The 17,784-nt window shown below is 71.4% G+C and carries 16 protein-coding genes and 1 pseudogene; 5 read left to right on the plus strand and 12 right to left on the minus strand.

Annotated elements, in window-relative coordinates; genetic code table 11:
• Window positions 1-1,665: 1,665 nt before the first annotated feature.
• The 7 genes and pseudogenes from C4V41_RS66020 to C4V41_RS00560 all read right to left on the minus strand — a co-directional run.
• A pseudogene (locus C4V41_RS66020) lies at window positions 1,666-1,986 on the minus strand (CHAP domain-containing protein); the annotation flags it as partial.
• A gap of 262 nt (window positions 1,987-2,248) precedes the next feature.
• A complete protein-coding gene (locus C4V41_RS00535; protein WP_103953719.1) occupies window positions 2,249-2,998 on the minus strand; it encodes a glucose 1-dehydrogenase in 750 nt (249 codons plus the stop codon).
• Entirely contained in the window at window positions 2,985-5,018 is a 2,034-nt protein-coding gene (locus C4V41_RS00540) for an acetate--CoA ligase family protein (protein ID WP_103953720.1), read from the minus strand. Before C4V41_RS00540 ends, C4V41_RS00535 begins: the two co-directional genes overlap by 14 nt.
• Window positions 5,015-6,523: a class I adenylate-forming enzyme family protein gene (locus C4V41_RS00545; RefSeq protein WP_103953721.1), complete on the minus strand. Its 1,509-nt coding sequence runs from the start codon at window positions 6,521-6,523 to the stop codon at window positions 5,015-5,017. The genes C4V41_RS00540 and C4V41_RS00545 overlap by 4 nt, the downstream gene beginning before the upstream one ends.
• Window positions 6,524-6,539: 16 nt before the next feature.
• The gene (locus C4V41_RS00550; protein ID WP_235029829.1) at window positions 6,540-6,863 is read right to left on the minus strand and encodes a VOC family protein; all 324 of its coding nucleotides are present in this window, start codon (window positions 6,861-6,863) and stop codon (window positions 6,540-6,542) included.
• The gene (locus C4V41_RS00555) at window positions 6,860-7,195 is read right to left on the minus strand and encodes a Zn-ribbon domain-containing OB-fold protein (RefSeq protein ID WP_103953723.1); all 336 of its coding nucleotides are present in this window, start codon (window positions 7,193-7,195) and stop codon (window positions 6,860-6,862) included. The genes C4V41_RS00550 and C4V41_RS00555 overlap by 4 nt, the downstream gene beginning before the upstream one ends.
• A gap of 11 nt (window positions 7,196-7,206) precedes the next feature.
• The gene (locus C4V41_RS00560; RefSeq protein ID WP_160150132.1) at window positions 7,207-8,775 is read right to left on the minus strand and encodes a serine/threonine-protein kinase; all 1,569 of its coding nucleotides are present in this window, start codon (window positions 8,773-8,775) and stop codon (window positions 7,207-7,209) included.
• A 141-nt stretch (window positions 8,776-8,916) separates the two neighbouring features.
• On the opposite strand from C4V41_RS00560, the gene C4V41_RS00565 reads away from it, so the two are divergent.
• Window positions 8,917-9,507, plus strand: a complete 591-nt coding sequence (locus C4V41_RS00565) for an isochorismatase family cysteine hydrolase (RefSeq protein ID WP_235029830.1) — start codon at window positions 8,917-8,919, stop codon at window positions 9,505-9,507.
• Entirely contained in the window at window positions 9,507-10,226 is a 720-nt protein-coding gene (locus tag C4V41_RS00570) for an SDR family NAD(P)-dependent oxidoreductase (RefSeq protein WP_103954655.1), read from the plus strand. The genes C4V41_RS00565 and C4V41_RS00570 overlap by 1 nt, the downstream gene beginning before the upstream one ends.
• 5 nt (window positions 10,227-10,231) lie before the next feature.
• On the opposite strand, the gene C4V41_RS00575 is transcribed toward C4V41_RS00570, so the two are convergent.
• A complete protein-coding gene (locus C4V41_RS00575; RefSeq protein WP_103953725.1) occupies window positions 10,232-11,377 on the minus strand; it encodes a serine hydrolase domain-containing protein in 1,146 nt (381 codons plus the stop codon).
• 30 nt (window positions 11,378-11,407) lie between these two features.
• Here C4V41_RS00575 and C4V41_RS00580 point away from each other — a divergent pair, with 30 nt between their 5' ends.
• Window positions 11,408-12,316, plus strand: a complete 909-nt coding sequence (locus C4V41_RS00580; RefSeq protein ID WP_103953726.1) for a cyclase family protein — start codon at window positions 11,408-11,410, stop codon at window positions 12,314-12,316.
• 3 nt (window positions 12,317-12,319) lie between these two features.
• Here C4V41_RS00580 and C4V41_RS00585 read toward each other — a convergent pair whose 3' ends face one another.
• On the minus strand, window positions 12,320-13,453 hold the full coding sequence (locus C4V41_RS00585; protein ID WP_200823667.1) for a cytochrome P450: 1,134 nt from the start codon (window positions 13,451-13,453) through the stop codon (window positions 12,320-12,322).
• An 86-nt stretch (window positions 13,454-13,539) separates the two neighbouring features.
• Here C4V41_RS00585 and C4V41_RS00590 point away from each other — a divergent pair, with 86 nt between their 5' ends.
• Entirely contained in the window at window positions 13,540-14,121 is a 582-nt protein-coding gene (locus C4V41_RS00590) for a TetR/AcrR family transcriptional regulator (protein WP_103953728.1), read from the plus strand.
• Here the strand turns inward: C4V41_RS00590 and C4V41_RS00595 are convergent, their stop codons facing one another.
• From C4V41_RS00595 to C4V41_RS00605, 3 genes are all read right to left on the minus strand, one after another.
• Window positions 14,122-15,606, minus strand: a complete 1,485-nt coding sequence (locus tag C4V41_RS00595; RefSeq protein ID WP_200823668.1) for an AMP-binding protein — start codon at window positions 15,604-15,606, stop codon at window positions 14,122-14,124. It lies immediately after the preceding gene.
• Entirely contained in the window at window positions 15,603-16,679 is a 1,077-nt protein-coding gene (locus tag C4V41_RS00600; RefSeq protein WP_103953729.1) for an LLM class flavin-dependent oxidoreductase, read from the minus strand. The genes C4V41_RS00595 and C4V41_RS00600 overlap by 4 nt, the downstream gene beginning before the upstream one ends.
• A 303-nt stretch (window positions 16,680-16,982) precedes the next feature.
• Window positions 16,983-17,555: an SDR family NAD(P)-dependent oxidoreductase gene (locus C4V41_RS00605; RefSeq protein ID WP_103953730.1), complete on the minus strand. Its 573-nt coding sequence runs from the start codon at window positions 17,553-17,555 to the stop codon at window positions 16,983-16,985.
• Here C4V41_RS00605 and C4V41_RS00610 point away from each other — a divergent pair.
• Window positions 17,542-17,736 (plus strand): hypothetical protein, encoded by a 195-nt coding sequence (locus C4V41_RS00610; RefSeq protein WP_235029831.1) that lies wholly within the window; start codon window positions 17,542-17,544, stop codon window positions 17,734-17,736. The two genes, C4V41_RS00605 and C4V41_RS00610, sit on opposite strands and share 14 nt — an antisense overlap.
• Window positions 17,737-17,784: the final 48 nt, after the last annotated feature.

The following is a 17,784-nucleotide window of genomic DNA, read 5'->3' on the forward strand; positions in this document are numbered from 1 at the left end:
TTTCCTATTGAACGAGCCGGCATGAACGGGCATGTAGAACGAGCCGTTCGCGACTTTCGCACCCACTGCGGGAACTTGACTCGCGCCGGATTTCGCCTTCCCGCCGATGACCGGGACCTTCGGCGTGGTGGCGACGTACCACCAGGCGTAGCCCTTCACCTCGTCGTCGCAGAGCTGGTCCTCGACCCTGACCAGGGTGTTCTTCCTGACGCAGAGCTCGGCCTGATCGGGCGGCTCCGCTACCTCCGCCGGTTCCTCATCGTCGTCCGCCCATTCCTCCCACTCGGACGGGGGCTGGACGCGGAATTGGAGTTCCCGATTTGCTCAGGCGCGGTGACGACCCCTTCCGCCGCCCGCGCCGACCAGCCGCCCATCGTCGTCCGGCACCGCCCGGTGGCGGCGGCCGCGCAGCGGGGTCTCCTGCGGGAACGCCTGCCGGTGCCGGCGCCCGCGCGGCGGGGCGTCGGTCTGGAAGACCGCCCCCTCTTCGACGACGGGGCTGCGCCGCCGGCCCCGGTAGGTGGCGGAGATGTCGCGGCGCCTGGACGGGGCGAAGGCGTCCCACGGGCTGGTCGCGCCGGGGATCACGATGCGCTCGAACGGGCCCGTGTCGACGACGCGCCGCAGGGGTCCGGTGTCGAGGATGAGCTCCAGCGGTCCCGTGTCGTCCTGGATGGCCGCGATCGTCCCGGTGTCCTCGGTGAAGGCGAAGCTGCTCCGGTCGAAGTCGGCCTCGAAGGGGTCGGCGTCGAACGCGGGTGTGAACGGCTCGGTGTCGAGCGGTTTCGTACCGGCGGCGTGGCGGTGGGGCCTGGAAGCGGCCTGGGCCGGCGCGGCGTCCGTGGCGAGATCGAACGGCCTGGTCTCCAGCCGGCGATGCCTGGGCGTCTCCACAGAGCGCTTGGGAGCGTCCAGGACCTCCAGCGGGTCCCGGCGCGAGACGGTGGCCGTGACCGGCGCCGTGGTGGCCCTGCGCCGGCGGCGGCGGCCCGCCTTGGAGCGGGACGGGCGGGACGGGCGGGACGACGCCGCCGCGGCGGGCGCCGGAGCCAGGCGGAGGCGGCGGGTCTTGGCCACCGCGAGCAGCGCGATGGCGGCCACCAGGGCCGAGCCGATCAGCGTGGGGGAGTCGACGCTCGGCAGCGGGCTGCCGGCGGAGGCGTCCACGTGGGTCGGGAGGGGCTTGGCGGTCTCCGCCGTGGTGTCGGCCGTGGCCGGCTTGGCGTGCTTGCCCTTCTTGGGCGCGCCCGTGGGTGTGCCCGAGGGGGCGGCCTGCGGGGCCTTTTGAGGGGACGTCGCGGGCTGCCTGGCCGGCTCTTCCGCGCGGGTCTGGGTCTTGGTCTTGCCCTTGGCGGGCGACTCGTTCTGGAGCTGGATGCGGCCCTGGTCCTGCTTCTGGGCCGACTCGCCTGGGTGGGCGATCAGCGGGACGGGGTCTCCGTCCGGCCGGGGGATCATGGAGCTGAGCGCCTCGTCCCCGATCTCGATCGGGGCCTCCTTCTTCGCGGCCTCCTTGTCCAGCCGCTCCTTGACACGCTGCGGATAGCCGTACCCGACGACCTTGCTCGTGTCACGTTCCTTGCGTTTGGCGACGCCTCCGTCGATGTTGCCCTCGATCGTGTAGATCGTGTCGCCTTCGATCCTGGTCACGATGCCGACGTGGTCGATGCGGTCGATGCTGTTCGTGCCGCTCCAGTCGTAGAAGACGAACGCGCCGACCTTGGGCGTCTTCCCCCACGCGTCCTGCTCCTTGAACCACTTGGCGTGCGCGACCGTCCACGCGAACTGCCCGATCCACTCCTCGTAGCCGAGCTTGTGCGCGGCCCAGGAGAGATACATGTCACACCAGGGAGCGGAGGCGTAGTCGGCGTCGAACTCGATGTTCTTGCCGTACCAGTCACCGAACTTGGTGTAATCGCCTGACTTCTCCGAGTAGCCGAGCTGACTCTCGAGCAGGTCGATGTACTTCTGCATCTCTGGCGTCATGGAAGTGAGGGGCAACCTTCCGGGCAAGACCGGGTTTGCGCACGCGACACGGGGTAGAGGTGCAACCCGGGACGCGTGTGACAAAACCGGAGGCCTGTCGTCTTACGTGATGAGTGAGGTTACCAAGTCGTAACCCCAGGTCAAGCACGTTCCAAGAAAGACCCATGTCTTCCTCGGGATCGAATCCGCAGGTCAGCGATGCTGCCAGAAATGTCCAAACTAAGGTGGTTTAATGTAAAAAGATCTACCTTTGGGTGAGATTTCAGTACCCTGCGCCCGTCAGTAGACCCCCGTCGACCGTGAACTCGCTGCCCGTGCAGTAGCTGGACCGGTCCGACGCCAGGAACGCCACCACGTGCGACACCTCGACGGGCTTGGCGAACCGCTTGATGACCATGGACTTCGCGAAGGCGTCGGCGTCGACCTCGCGCATCATCTCCGGATCCATGACCATCGCGGTGTTGATCGCGCCGGGGTGCACCGAGTTCACCCGGATCTTGAACCTGGCCAGCTCCCGCGCCGCCGACTTGGTGACGCCGCGCACCCCGAACTTCGAGGCCGCGTACGCCGACAGCCCCTCGGCCCCGACGAAGCCCTCGATCGAGGAGATGTTCACGATCGCGCCGCGCCCGGCCGCCTTCATGGGCTCGATCACCGACTTGATCCCCAGCCAGGTGCCCTTGAGGTTGACGCCGATGATCCGGTCGAAGTCGTCGGGCGACATTTCGGCGATTCGCCGAAATTTCAGGATCCCGGCGTTGTTGACCAGGATGTCGAGCTTCCCGTACGTGTCCGTCGTCGTCTCCACGGCCCGGTCCCATTCCTCCGGGCTCGTCACGTCATGACGCACGTACGTCGCCCCGGTCTCTTCCGCCAGCGCCTTGCCCTCCTCGTCCAGCACGTCCCCGAACACCACCCGCGCGCCCTCCGCCAGGAACAGCCGCACGTGCGCCGCCCCCATGCCCCGCGCCCCGCCGGTGATCAGCGCGACCTTGCCGTCAAGCAGCCCCATAGCGTCCTCCAGCCGCGACGGCCACGGCGGCCGCCTCCATGGAGCGGTAGACGGGGATCCCCGCCGCCGCCGCGATCCGCCTCACTTCGTCCTCGGCGCCCGGGGGCGCGCACTCGCCGTTCCTGGTGACGAGGGTGATCCTGGTGGCCGGCCGCGCGGCCTGGGCTCCGGCCAAGGCCCGCGTGTACGCGTACAGGGGTTCGGCCGCGTCGCCGTAGGTGAAGAACGCCTGGACGTTCACGTGCGCCACCACGTCCCGGTACGGCACCCCGAGCGCGTCGACCACCTCGGCCACCAGCCCGGGCCGCCCCATGGGCCCCACGGGCACTTCGAGCGGGTTGCCCGTGGCCACCACCCCGAGCCCGCGCAGCGCGGCCAGGCGGTCGCCGGGCAGCGCGCCGAGCCGTACCCCGGCCAGGTCGAACGCGTCCGCCGCCAGCACGCTCGCACCCCCGCTCGGCCCCACCACCAGCACCTGGTCGCCGGAGGTGACGCGCGAGCCGTGCGCCTGGAAGTAGGCCAGCACCCCGATCAGGTCGTCCTGGCTCGACACCAGCGCGGCTCCCGCCTGCTCGGCAACCGCCTCCCAGATCCGCCGGTCGCTCACGAGGCCGCCGGTGTGCGAGGCCGCCGCCTCCTGGCCCTGCCCGCTGCGCCCGCCGACCAGCAGCACCACGGGCAGGTCGGCGGCCCGCAGCGCCGCGTACAGCTCCCGCCCGTCTCTCGGGTCCTCCAGATAGAGCCCCACGGCCTGCGTCTCGGGGTCGCGGGCGAGCCAGCGCAGCAGCTCGGCCGGGGTGACGTCGGCGGAGTTCCCGACGGTGACGACCCTGCTGAACGCCAGCCCGCGCCCCTCACCGACCTTGATCACCTCGCCCGCGAGGCCGCCGCTCTGCGAGATCAGCGCGACCGACCCCGGCGGCCCCAGGCCACCGCCGACGAACGTCTGGCGCCCGCGCGGGCAGTAGACGCCCATGCAGTTGGGCCCCAGCAGCCGCGTGCCCGCCGCCCGCGCCGCAGCGACCAGCTCGGCCTCCAGCTCGGGCCGCCCGGCCTCGCCGAACCCGCCGCTCATCACCTGCACGAACGGCACCCCGCGCGCCTGCCGCAGCACCTCGGCGCACCGCTCGGCGGGCACGGCCACGAGCGCGTAGTCGACCGCGTGGTCGACCGCTTGGTCGAGCTGGGCCCGCTCCAGCGACGGCACCGCGCGCACCCCGGCCACCTCGTCCGCCGACGGATGCACGGCCACCAGCGGGACGCCCGCCGCCCGGTAGAAGCCCAGGAACATGTTCCCGAAGTTCGGCCGGGACGTGGAGGCCCCGGCGACGGCCACCGCCCTGGGTTCGAACAGCGGCAGGAAGTCCGTCGTCCTGGTCACGGCGGCGGGCGGCGTCTCGCCCGGCAGATGGCGGGCGTCGACCGCGATCACCCCCGAGGGGCCGGCGATCACCGGGTTCAGCTCGAACTCGCCCAGCTCCAGCCGTTCCCACAGCCCGCCGGGGCCGCCCACGGTCATGAGCAGCTTGACCACGGCGTCCACGTCCACGGGCGGGCCGCCGCGCCAGCCGTCCAGCAGCGCGGCGCCGCGCAGGGAGGCCAGCATGCGGCGCGCGTCCTGCTCGGAGATCGGGCAGAGCCGCAGCGCGGTGTCGCGCAGCGCCTCCGTCCACACGCCGCCGAGCCCGGTGAGCAGCACGGGGCCGAACGCCGGGTCCCGCACCAGGCCGACGATCAGCTCGACCCCCGGCCCGGCCTGCTCCTCGACCAGGAACCCGGCGGGCTCCAGCCTGGCCCGCATCCCGGCCGCGACCGCTTCGAGCTCGCTGAAGCGCAGCCCCAGGGCCACCGCCTGGTTCTCGCTCTTATGGACGAGGCCGGCCCCGAACGCCTTCAGCACCAGCGGTTCGGCCAGGTCGCGGGCCGCGCCGAAGTCGGTCCCGCGCACCACGACGCCGCGTGGCACCGGCACTCCCGCCGCGCTGATCAGCGCCTTGACCTCGTGTTCGTAGATGGTCACGTGAGCAGCTCGCGGATCTTCCTGCGCAGCAGCTTGCCGGGTCCGCCGGAGGCGTCCTGCGAGTGCGGCAGTTCCTCGGCCACCACGATATGGTCGGGGCACTGGTGCGCGGGCAGCAGGTCGGCCAGGGCCAGCGCCAGCTTGGAGGCGTCCAGGCCGTGCCCGGCGCGCGGTACGACGGCCAGCAGCACCCGCTGCTCGGCGGCGCCCTCGGGCACCCCGACCGCGCCCGCCTCGGCCACTCCGTCCAGCGCCGAGGCCGCCTCCTCGATGACGGACGGCTGGGTCCAGACGCCGCCCTTGACGATCGCGTCCTCGCGCCGCCCGAGCACGCGCAGCACGCCGTCGGCGGAGATCGTGCCGAGGTCGCCGCCGACGTACCAGTCGCCGCGCAGCACCTCCGCCGTCTTGTCCGGCAGGCCGTCGTAGCCCGCCATCCGGTGCGGCCCGGCCAGGTTGATCTCACCGACCTCGTCGATCACCCGGTCGCCCTGTGTGTCGGTGATCAGCACCGCGTTGCCCGTGCGGGCCCGCCCCGACGACCCCAGCGGCGTGGAACCGTCGTCCACCCGCCCCATGCACGTGTACGGCGCCTCGGTCTGCCCGTAGTACGAGAACACGCCCGCCTCCGGCAGCCGCGCCTTGATCCGGTCGAGCATGGTCGCCGTCAGCGGCTCGCCACCCAGCATGATCACCCGGAGCGACGACAGGTCCACGCCCTCGTGGTCGGGCGAGGCCAGCAGCGCCGAGTAGAACGACGGGATCTGCGACACGTGCGTGACCCGCTCGCGGGGCACCACCCGCAGGAAGTTCGCCGGGCCCCAGTCCTGCTCCAGCACCAGCCGCATCCCCGCGTACAGGGCGGGCCCCACGATGGCCGGGAAGCCGATGCCCCAGATGATCGCGCCCGTCCCGAACACCGAGTCGGGCGCGCGCGGCACGTCCAGCCAGATCTGGGCCGTGGCCAGCGACGACGCGTGCGTGTGCACGACCGCCTTGGGCAGCCCGGTGGTCCCCGAGGTGTAGTAGAGCGCCAGCGGGTCGTCGTGGAACCCGCTCAGCGGCGGCTCGTCGTCGGGCGCGCCGGGCAGGTCCCGTACGTCGATCCAGGTGGTCACGCCGGGCAGCGAGTCGCGGATCCGGCCGACGACGTCCTCGACGGTGGCGTCGTACACGAAGGCCGTGCAGCCGGAGGCCGCCACCACGTCCCGCAGCGTCTCCACCGGCCAGTACGGGTTCAGCGCCGCCGTGACCGCCCCGATCTTGGCCTGCGCCAGGTAGACCTCGGCCACCCGCAGCGTCTCGTTGAGCAGCGCGGCCACCCGCTGCCCCGGCGCGACGCCGGCCGCGAGGAGGGCGTTGGCGATGCGGTTGACGTTCCGGTTGAGCCGGTCGTAGGTGAAGCTCTGCTCACCGCAGTACGTCAGCGCCACCCGATCGGGCGTGCGCAGCGCTCCGGCGGTCAGGATCGCGTGGCCGTAGTTGCCGTAAGGTGATCGCGCCATGGGGGGTGCCTCCAGGTCAGAGGGGCGAATAGAGCACGAAGACGTTTCCGGAGGGATCGCGCAGCACGGCCCGCGTCTCGTGCGGCCCGGCCTCGGGAGCCCGCACCACCTCGGCCCCGCGCCCGGCCATCTCCGCCACGGTCCGCGTGACGTCGTCCACCTTGTACGACGGCGCCGCCGACGCGGTGACGTGCTCGGCGGGACCGGCCAGCGCCACGGTGACCCCGCCCCCGTCGAGCGCGGCGAACCTGTCGCCGTCGCGGAACTTCACCGGCAGCCCGTAGAAGGCGATCGCCTCGTCCAGGTCGGTGACGGGGATCAGGACGTTGCCGAGCTTCACGCGGGCCTCCAATGGGGAAGGTCGTCGACGAACGTCACCCGTACCGGCAGGCCGATCCGCACGTCGTCCGGCGCGCACCCGATCACGTGCCCGAACGCCCTGACGCCTTCTGGCAGGTCCACCCAGGCCATGACGTACGGCTCCCGGCCCCGATAGGCGGGGGCGAAGGAGCGGTGCACGACGGTGAAGGTGTGCACGACGCCCTCGCCGGAGGCGGGCTCGAAGACAAGGCGCTCGCCGCCGCACCAGGGGCAGGACGCCTCGGGGAGGTGGATGGGGCGTTCGCAGGAGGTACAGCGCTGGATGACCAGCGCGGAGGTGTCACCGCTCATCGCTTGCCAAGCTAGCGCACGCTTGGTTGGCCGACAAGGGCCGAGTCGGTCGGGGCCGGAGCGGCGGTCGTGGGCGTCGCGCTGGGCGTCGGAGTGGGGGCGGGCTCGGGGGCCGGGCAGGCGGGGCCGTCCAGCGCCGCCTCGCGCACCTGCGGGCCGTTGAGCGCGGCCGGCTCGGTCATCACCAGGATCCCGGCGTAGGCCCGCTCGCCGCAGCGCACCCGGCCCGGGGCGTGCGTGACGCGGGCGGTGTAGGTCGTGCTCCCGCGCAGGGTGCGGGTCTCCCGCCGGACCGTCCTGGCCGCGCCCTCCTCGCCGTCCCGCCGCGTGTACGTGATCCGCAGTCGCACGGTCGCCGTGCCGTTCGCCGCGACGGTGATCGTGCCCGCCCGGCCGCTCCACCGCACGATTCCCACCGTTCGCACACCGGGACGCGGCCCGGAGGTGCCGCCCTGACGGACCGTGGGCAGCGGCGGCGGGCTGGTGCTCGGCGGGGGAGGGGGCGCGGTCGTGCGCTTCGGGGGTGTGGTGATCGGGCGCGGCGAGGGCGTGGGGGCGGGCTCGGTCTGGACCTGCGGCGGTGGCATCAGGATCGTCCCGGGCCCGGCGGGCATTCCGCCGCCCGACATCAGGATCGCGATCACCGTCGCCGCCACCGCCGCCCCCGCCACCCAGAGCTGCGGCGGCAGCCGGTTCGGCGCGCGAGCCGGTTCGGGGCCGGTGGCGGCCAGCGGGAAGCGGAGGGCGAGCACGGTGGCCTGCTCGGCCAGGTGGCGGCGGCCGCGCTTCTCCCAGTCGAGGCCGTACCCGGTGTTGGCGGCCTCCTCCAGCTCCGCCGCGAACTCCCTGGCGGAGGCGAACCTGGCCGCGGGATCCTTGGCCAGCCCGCGCCTGAGCAGGTCGCGCAGCGCGGGCGGCGCCACCTCCAGCGGCACGGGCTCCACCAGGTGCAGATCCCGCAGTGCCGGTACGTCCTGCGCCCGATAGGGAGGGTGACCCGCGACCGCCTCGAACAGCACGCAGGCCGCCGCGTACACGTCCGCCGGCGGCCCGGCCCTCTCCTGCGTCCACAGCTCGGGCGACATGTACGCGGGGGTGCCGGCGGGCACGCCCGGCTCCTCGGCGTGCACCACGACGCCGAAGTCGCCCAGCTTGCCGGTGCCGTCGGCCTGGACCAGGATGTTGCCCGGCTGGACGTCGCGGTGCGGCACGCCCTTCTCGTGGGCGGCGGCCAGGGCCAGCAGCGCGCTCTTGGTCACGGTCAGCGCCGCCTCAGGGCCGGTCCTGCCGTGCTCGGCCAGCAGCGTGCGCAAGGACACGCCGTCCACCAGCTCCGTGACCACGGCCGCCCTGGACGAGGTCTCGACGTACTCGTAGAGCCGCACGACGTGGGGGTCGTCGATCTCGACGAGCCGGTGGGTGTCGGACCGGAAGCGGTCCATGAACTCGGTGTCCCTGCGCAGGGTGGCGTTCAGATACTTGATCGCCACGTACGCGCCGGTCTCCTGGTAGGTGGCGAGGAACACGCGGCCGGTACGGCCCGCGCCGAGCTGGCGTGCTTCACGGTAACCAGGGACCAAGTCGAACCCCCAACGTGTTGGATTCGACGTTCTCACCCGGGGTGCGGGTTGTCACGGTTCGAACTGTTCCGTCCCCGGGTCCGGGGGGTATGCTGTGGCGGTCCCAAGCAAGCGCTCGGCTAAAAGCTGAGGAGGTCGCCGGTGGAGCGGGTGGCGGTGCTGGTGATGGAGATGCAGCGGGGCGTCGTCGGCGATCTCACGAAATTTCCGGAACTGGTGGACGCCTGCGCCCGCCACGACGTCGTACCCAACGCCGCGCGCCTGCTCCACGCCGCCCGGCACGCCAAGATCCCGGTGATCCACTGCACGGCCGCCTTCCGGCCCGACCGGGCGGGCTCCCACACCGACAACTGCCCGTTCATCGTCTCCCTGCTCAAGGACCCCGCCCACATGCTGGAGGGCAGCCCCGCCATCGAGGTGCTGCCCGAGCTGCTCGGCGCGGACGACCTGGAGAGCCGGCGCCACCACGGCTTCTCCCCGTTCACCGGCACCTCGCTCGACATGACGCTGCGCTCGCTGGGCGTCTCCACCGTGGTCGCGCTCGGCGTCTCGCTCAACCTGGGCATCCCCGGGCTGGCGCTGGAGGCGGTCAACCTGGGCTACCGGGTGACGGTGGTCAAGGACGCGGTGGCGGGCATTCCCGAGGACTACGCGCGTGCCGTACTGAAACACACCATCAGCCTGCTCGCCGGCCGCGCCACCGTGACGGAGCTGGTCGGGGCGTGGACCTGATGGACGGGCTGCGCCTGGACGGGCGCGTGGCCGTGGTGACCGGGGGAGCGGGCGCGATCGGCACGGCCATCGCGACCGACCTGGCCGCCCTCGGCGCCGACGTCGTGATCGCGGACCTGCCCGAGGCGGTGAAGGCCACGGACCTGCGGGCGCTGCCCGTGGACCTCGCCGCACCCGCCTCGGTGGAGGAGTTCGCGGACGCGGTCGGGCCGGTGGACATCCTGGTGCACAACGCCGGGGTGTCGGTCGTGGAGCCGTTCACGCGCAGCGACCCGGCGAACTGGGACCTGATGTGGCAGGTCAACCTGCGCGGGCCGATGCTGCTGACCAAGCTGCTGCTGCCGGGCATGATGGACCGGGCTTGGGGGCGGCTGGTGTTCGTCTCCTCCGACGGGGCGCGCGCCGGGTCGGGCGGCGAGGGCGCGTACGCGGCCACCAAGGCGGGGCTGTTCGGCCTGGCCAAGACGCTCGCCCGCGAGGCCGCCAAGGCCGGCGTCACCTCCAACGTGGTCTGCCCTGGGCCGACGGACACGCCCATGCTCCGCCGGGTGTCCGAGGCGGAGCCGGGGCTGGTGGACAAGATCGCACGGGGCATCCCGCTGCGCCGTCTCGGCACGCCGGCCGACGTGGCGGGGCTGGTCGCGTACCTGTGCACGGAGCGCGCCGCGTACATCACCGGACAGACGCTGTCGGTGAGCGGCGGCGTGACCATGCAGTGACGCCCCTACAGCGACTCGTAGACCGCCGTGACCAGCCGCGTCCCGCGCAGGTTGCCGGAGATCGCGTTGGCCATCTTGTTCATGACGTAGCCGATGGCCAGGCCGCGCTCCACGTCGCCCAGCCCGATCGAGCCGCCCATGCCCGAGTGGCCGAACGACGTCTGCGACGGCGTGAAGAACGTGAGCGACGGCCGCATGAAGCCGAGCGCGAACGCGGTGTCCAGGTAGAGGATGCGGTCGGGGCCGTTCACGCGCGGGCGCAGGGCCTCGGCCAGCGTGTCCGGGCGCAGCAGGTCACCGGCCACGAGGTGGCGGTAGAACCCGGCCAGCCCCCTGGCGGTGGTCACCATCCCGGCCGCCGGCCAGCCCGCGCGCAGGATGACCGGGTGGTTCGCGCCGCCCTTGAGCAGGTGCATGCCCGGGTTGCCGAGCGCCCTGTTCATCAGGCTCCGCGGGTCGAGCGCCGCCTTGGCCATGTCGGCCAGCACACCGGTCAGCTCGGTGGAGGAGGGGCCCGCGCCGCCGCGCTCGGCCGCCTTGAGCCGGGCCGTACGGGCGATCACGTCGTCCGGCGCGCCCACCCACAGCTCCAGCCCCAGCGGCCCGGCGATCTCGGCGGCCACCACCTCGCCCACCGACTTGCCCGTCACCCGCCTGATCACCTCGCCCACCAGGAACCCGTACGTCAGCGCGTGATAGCCGTGCGCCGACCCCGGCTCCCAGAGCGGCGCCTGACCCGCCAGCCGGGCCGCGATCGCCGCCTGGTCCTCGAACTCCTCCACCGGCACCGTCTCCTCCAGCACCGGCAGCCCGGCCTGGTGGCTGAGCAGGTGCTCGACGGTGATCGCCGCCTTGCCGTGCGCCGCGAACTCCGGCCACACGTCGGCGACCGGCGCGCGCACGTCCACCAGCCCGCGCTCCGCGAGCCGCAGCAGCACCGTGGCGGTGATCGCCTTGGTGCACGAGTAGGCGAAGGCGGGGGTGTCGCGCTCCCAGGGCCGGTCGGTGTGCCGGTCGGCGACGCCGCCCCACAGGTCCACCACCAGCTCGCCGTCCAGGTGGACGGCGAAGGCGGCGCCCAGCTCGTCGCCGTCGGCCAGGTGCCGCTCGAACACCTCGCGCACGCGGGAGAACCGAGGATCGCAGTGCATCAGACCTCCGCGGAGAAAGGGAGCGCTTACTTGGTTCACGAGCCTAACAACTGGGGACGATTCGGCCCAGACGATCAGCGCGGCACTCTCAACCTCCTCACCCCGGCCGTGGTCCTGGCGGCTCTGGGCAGTGCCACCACGGGTGAGGTGCTGAGCCTGGCCATGCCGATCAGGGGCGCCACCTCCTCACCCGCTCCCACGACGGTCCCGCACCTGCCGGGCCGTCCGCTGCCGCAGCACTTCATGTCCGTGGACGGCGGCGACTACGCGGCCGGCGCGCGGCCGATCGGCGAGGGGCTGCGCGTGGCCGACGACGCCCTCGTCGTCACCCACCACGGCACCACGACGCACATGGACGCGCTGTGTCACATGTGGTCGGGCGACGAGCTCTACAACGGGCATCCGGCCGCCAGGGTGCGTTCCTACGGCGCGACCCGGTGCGGGATCGAGCAGGTGGGCGGGGTGGTGGCGAAAGGCGTCCTGTTCGACGTGCCCCGTCATCTGGGCCTCGATCACCTGCCAGTGGACTTCAGGATCTCGGCCGAACTCTTGGCGGAGATCGCGACGCCGGGGCCGGGGGACGTGGCGGTGATCCGTACCGGGTGGCCGGTGGTGTGGGAACGCTCGCGTGAGGAGTACTGGTCGGGCCAGCCCGGGCTGTCCGCCGAGGCGGGGCGGTGGCTGGCGGCGCGCGACGTGGCCGTGGTGGCCTCGGACAACGCCGCCATCGGCGGGCTCAACGGGAGCGGGCTCGCCGACGAGTCACTGGCCGACGACCTGCACCTCGTCCTGCTGCACCGGCACGGCGTCCACCTGATCGAGATGTTGTGGCTGGAGGAGCTCGGGCGCTCCGGCCGTACGGAGTTCGTGTTCGTGGCGGCGCCGCTGCGGATCGAGGGCGGCACCGGCAGCCCGCTCACCCCGCTGGCGATTTTGTAGCGGTCAGTCCCAGGTCACCGGGAGGCGGGTCAGACCGTACACCGCGGCGTCGTGTTTCAGTGGCACGTCGGTGGTGGCCAGGCGCAGGGCCGGGAAGCGGTCGAACAGTGCCCGGTAGCCGATGCTCAGCTCGATCCTGGCCAGTTGCTGCCCGAGGCACTGGTGAACGCCGTGGCCGAAGGACAGGTGGCGGCGGGCGTCCGGGCGGTCCGGGCGGAGTGTGTCGGGGTCCTCGAATGCTTCCGGGTCGCGGTTGATCATGGGGAGAGAGAGGGCTACCGTTTCACCTTTTTTCACCATTTCTCCGGCTACCTCCACGTCCTCCAACGCTGCTCTGCTGGGGGCGCCGAGGTGGACTATGGCGAGCCAGCGCAGGAGCTCCTCGACCATGCCCTCCTCATATTTCTTCTTTGACGTCAGCAGGGCGTACGTGCCGAGCGACAACATGTTCGCGGTGGTCTCGTGGCCCGCGACCAGCAGGATCATCGCGGCGGTGGCCAGTTCCTCGTCGGTGAGGTCGCCGGTCAGGCCGCTGATCAGGTCGTCGCCGGGCTCGGCCCGCTTGCGGCGCACCAGGGTGTGCAGGTAGGCGCCCAGGTCGGCCATCGCCCCGTCGACGTCGCCGCCCGCCGTGACGATCTGGAGGCTGCGGTCCTGGAAGAACGCGTGGTCCTCGTACGGGACGCCGAGCAGTTCGCAGATGACCATCGAGGGGATCGGCAGCGCGTACGCGGTCACGAGGTCGGCCGGTGGGCCGGCCGCGGCCATGGCGTCGAGGTGGTCGGCGGCGATGCGCTCGATGCGCGGCTCCAGCAGGCGCATCCTGCGCACCGTGAACTGGCCGATGAGCAGGCGGCGGTAGCGGGTGTGCTCCGGCGGGTCGGTGGCGGCGAAGAAGCCGGGTGGCGCGGGGCGCCGGCCGCCGTCGGGCATCGTGGAGCGGACGGCGGAGTGCTTGAGCTCGGTGCGCGCGCTGAACCGGGGGTCGCCCAGAACGGTTCTGGCCGCCTCCAGCGTGGTGGCCAGCCAGCCCTGATGGCCGTCGGCGAACTCCAGGCGGCTCATCGGCGGCAGGCCCTGGAGGCCTTGCGGGGGATCGAAGGGGCACTTCGGGTCTCGGTCTATGGGGAGTCGCATGATTGTGAGAGTAGACTCTTATTTGAGAGTTGACTAGCGTTTTTGAAGTGGACGTGAGGTGGCAGCACGCCCGAGAATGCGGAGTCATGAGTCTGCGTGAGCGGAAGAAGGCCAAGACCAGGGCGCTGATCCAGAAGGAGGCGCTGCGGCTCTTCCGCGAGCAGGGATACACGGCGACGAAGGTCGAGCAGATCGCGGAGGCGGCGGAGGTGGCGCCCAGCACGGTCTTCCGCTACTTCCCGACAAAGGAGGATCTGGTGCTGGTCGACCAGTTTCCGCCCTTCGTCGAGGCGCTCAGGGCGGTGCCGCCCGAGCTCCACCCCCTGCGGGCGTTCCGCGTCGCCATGCGTCAGGTGCTGGCCGAGCAGACACCGCAGGAACGCGTGGACAGCATGGAGCGGGAGAAGCTCATGTTCACCGTGCCCGAGCTGTGGGCGGCGAGCCTGCGGAACATCAGCGGGGTCATGCGGACGTTGCGGGACGAACTGGCGGCGCGCGAAGGCCGCGATCCCGGAGATCCGGAGATCCGCAACGTCACCGGGGCGATCTCGGGGGTGATGGTCGCGCTCTGGTTCGAGTGGGCCGAGAATCCGGAGATGGACGTCGTGGAGGAGTTCGATCGGGGGCTCGCCCATCTGGAGGCGGGCCTGCGGATCCGGCGGGAGTGATCACGCTCCGGGGTAGTTGCCGCCGCCGTGCGCCTCGTCCAGGGCGTCGTAGTCGGGGGTGAAGCCGCGTTTGGGGATGCTGTCCACGAAGGTGATGTGGCGGGGTTTCTTGTACGCGGCCAGCAGGGTTCTGACGTGGTCGATGAGGTCGGCTTCCGAGGCTTTTTCGGCTGGTTTCAGGGCCACGATGGCTTTGACCGTCTGGTGCCAGGTTTCGTCGGGTACACCGATCACGGCGGCGTCGGCGACGGCGGGGTGAGACTTCAGGACGCGCTCGACCTCGGCCGGGTAGACGTTCTCGGCGCCGGATTTGATCATGCGAAGACGGGGGCCGATGAAGGTGATGGTGCCGTCGGGTTCGCGGCGGCCGAGGTCGCCGGTGTGGTGCCAGCCGTTCTTCGACTTTTCCGCATTTAAGTCGGGCCGGGCGAAATATCCGGAAAAAAGGGTTTTTCCTCGGGCGCAGATCTCGCCGGTCTCGCCCGCCGGGACCTCGGTGCCGTCGGGGGCCAGGATCCGTACCTGCACTAGCGGCGACGGCCGCCCCGCGAACCCGGCCCCGCCCTCCGCCAGCCCCAGGAAGGTGAGCATGCCGCCCACCTCGGTCTGCCCGTACCCGCCCATCTTGGACCGGCACCAGGGGGAGTCGTCCACGGTGATCATGCCGTCCCACGCGGCGGAGTGGGCGACGAAGCGGAGCGAGGAGAGGTCGTACTTACCGCTCTCGTTCGCCTTCGCCACCGCGTCGATCATCCCCCCGAACAGGAACGCCTGCGTCACCCGCTCGGCGTCGATCAGCCGGCAGACCTCCTCGGGGTCGAAGGCGGGGGTGAAGACGTTCGTGCCGCCGATCTGGAGGGTGGCCAGGCAGAACATCATGGTGCCGACGTGGAAGAGCGGGCCGTTGTTGAGGAAGGTGAAGACCGGCTCCATCTGGCGTACGACGAGCAGGGACGTGGCGTGCGCGACCAGCGCGGCGCTACTGAGCAGCGCGGCGTTGGGCCGCCCGTCGAACGCGGCGGTGTAGAGAGCGAGGACGGGCTCCGCGTCGTCGACCTGGGGAAACTCCTGCTCCTGGCCGGTTGCGACGAGAGATTCGTACTCTTCGCCCGCCTGCACCCACCCCTCCTGACGTAGGGCCTGGGTGACGTCCGACGGCTCGTACGCGACAGCGGCAGGGCTCAGATCATCGACCACGAAGCGCAGCTCGTCCGCCGACTGCCGCCAGTTGGCCGGGCAGAAGACGGCGCCCAGGCGCGAGCAGGCCAGCAGCAGCTCCAGTACGGCGTGCGCGTTCTGCCCCAGCCAGAGCACCCGGTCGCCCTTCGCGACGCCGCGTGCCCGCAGCGCGGCGGCCAGGCGGGTCACCCGGGCGTCGAGCTCGGGGTAGGTGAGCCGTACGGCACCGTCCACCACCGCCGTGACCTGCGGACGGCTGCGGGCGTGATCGGCGAGGACGTCCGACAGGGACAGGCTGTGGATCATGATCGGCCTCCCGGGCTCGTGGCGAAGGCGGGCATGACTTCGGCGGCGAAGAAGCGCATCACCCGCTTCATGTCCTCCAGCGGCATCGGCCGGGTGCTGCCGAAGTCGCACAGCAGGTTCGTGAACCCGGCGTCCCTGAGCACCGAGATCTGCTCGATCACCCGGGCCGGATCACCGATCACCTCCAACTGCTCCCACCGGAAGTCGGCCGACACCGAGCCGCCCTTGAGATAGCGGTTCTGGTAGTACTCGAACCCCTGCGCCGCCTGCCCCGTCTTCGGATCGATGGGCGCGCTGCGCTCGTTGAAGATCCGCGACCGGTCGAACGACGCCTCGAACCGGGCCTGGTCCTCGCGGGCCTGCTCCAGCGTGGGGGCCACGTACACGGTGCGAGCCACCACCAGCTCGGCCTCCGCCCCGTGGCCCGCCTGCGCCGCCGTCTCCCGCCACGTCTCGGCCGCCTTGACGACCTTCCGGAACGTGGCCGCCGGATCGGCGAGGATGGGCAGGCCGCGCTCGGCGTACATGGTCACGGTCTCGGGCGACACGGCCGCCACGTGCAGCGGCGGATGGGGGTCCTGCAGTGGCCTCGGCACCAGCGACACCTCGGCCCCGGTCTTGTAGAACTTCCCCTCGTGCTGGTACGCGTCCTGCGTCCAGAGCCCGACGATCACCTCCAGCGCCTCGTTGAACCGATCTCTGGCCTCCGCCAGCTCGATCCCGAACCCTTCGAACTCGAAACTCTGATACCCCCGCCCGATCCCCAGCTCCAGCCGCCCGCCGGACAGCACATCCACCTGCGCGGCCTCCTCGGCCACGTGAATGGGATTGTGCAGCGGCAACACCACGATCCCGGTGCCCAGGCGGAGGCGGGAGGTGCGGGCGGCGGCGTGGGCGAGCATGGTGAACAGATTGGGCACGACCCCGTAGTCCCGGAAATGGTGCTCGGCCAGCCGTACCCCGTCGAACCCCAGCTCTTCGGCCAGCTCGATGAGCTCCAGGTGGTAGTCGTACACGTCCTTGAAGCTCTGGCCGTCGAAACGGTGGAAGAGGTGGAAGGTCGAGAACTTCATGCGGCGGCCCCTCAACGGTAAACCAAGCGCTCGCTTGGGAGCGTACCACGATGGGGCCCCAAGAACACGAACCGCAAAAACCTCCGCCAGGACGGGGCGGCCGCACGGCCCCTCGATCATTCCTGGGTGCCAACTCCCGCTTTCGTCCTGGAACGTTCCTGCCGGGCCGTCCGCGCCGAGAGTCGCCGAACGCACGACGGTTCTGGCGCTCTCTTCCGGCGACCTCCACCGCCGAAGGCCGCGGTCAGTTCGGTGGCGGTGAACCCGGGCTGCCGGCGCGCAGATCGCTGTTGGACATCGTCTCTAGATCTGGTTCAGGCCGCCGTCGACGTACAGGCTCGAACCGGTGATGAAACTGCTCTGTTCGGAGGCGAGGAAGACCACGGCGGCGGCGACCTCCTCGGGGCGCCCGAGCCGGCCCAGCGGCACGCGCGCGGCCAGTTGCCGCTGGAACCGCTCCGGGTCGGGGGTGAGCGCCACCAGGGCGGGGGTGTCGGTCGGGCCGGGCGTGACGGTGTTGACCCGGATGCCGCGTCCCTTGAGCTCGTTGGCCCAGGTGCGGGAGAACGATCGGGTGGCGGCCTTGGTCGCCGCGTACACGCCGAGCGCCTCGTCGCCGACGTCCACGTTGGTGGAGCCGTTCAAGATGATCGAGGCGCCGTCGTTGAGCAGCGGCAGCGCCTTCTGAACGGTGAACAGCGTGCCGCGGACGTTGATGCCGAAGAGGGTGTCGAAGTGCTCCTCGGTGATCTGATCGAGCGGCCCGAGCAAGGCGATGGAGGCGTTCGCGAACAGGACGTCCAGGCCCCGTCCCCGGCCGCGGATCGTGTCGTAGAGCCGGTCCAGGTCGGCCAGGTTGGAGATGTCGCCGGTCACCGCGGTGGCCGAGCACGGCCACGAGGGCGACCTGCCGCCGGAGACCGATCCGGGGCTTCTGGCCCGCTACGTCACCACCCTGGCCTTCGGCATCGCCGTGCAGGCCGCGAGCGGTGTCTGCCGCGACGAACTCCAGCGAATGGCCGACGCCGGCCTGCGCAACTGGCCACCGCTCTTCTGAGAACAACCGGCAGGCTCCGGCATCGCGTCGCGCGAGCTCGCCGCAGGC

The organism is Nonomuraea solani (assembly GCF_900108335.1).
Taxonomy (GTDB): Bacteria; Actinomycetota; Actinomycetes; order Streptosporangiales; family Streptosporangiaceae; genus Nonomuraea; species Nonomuraea solani.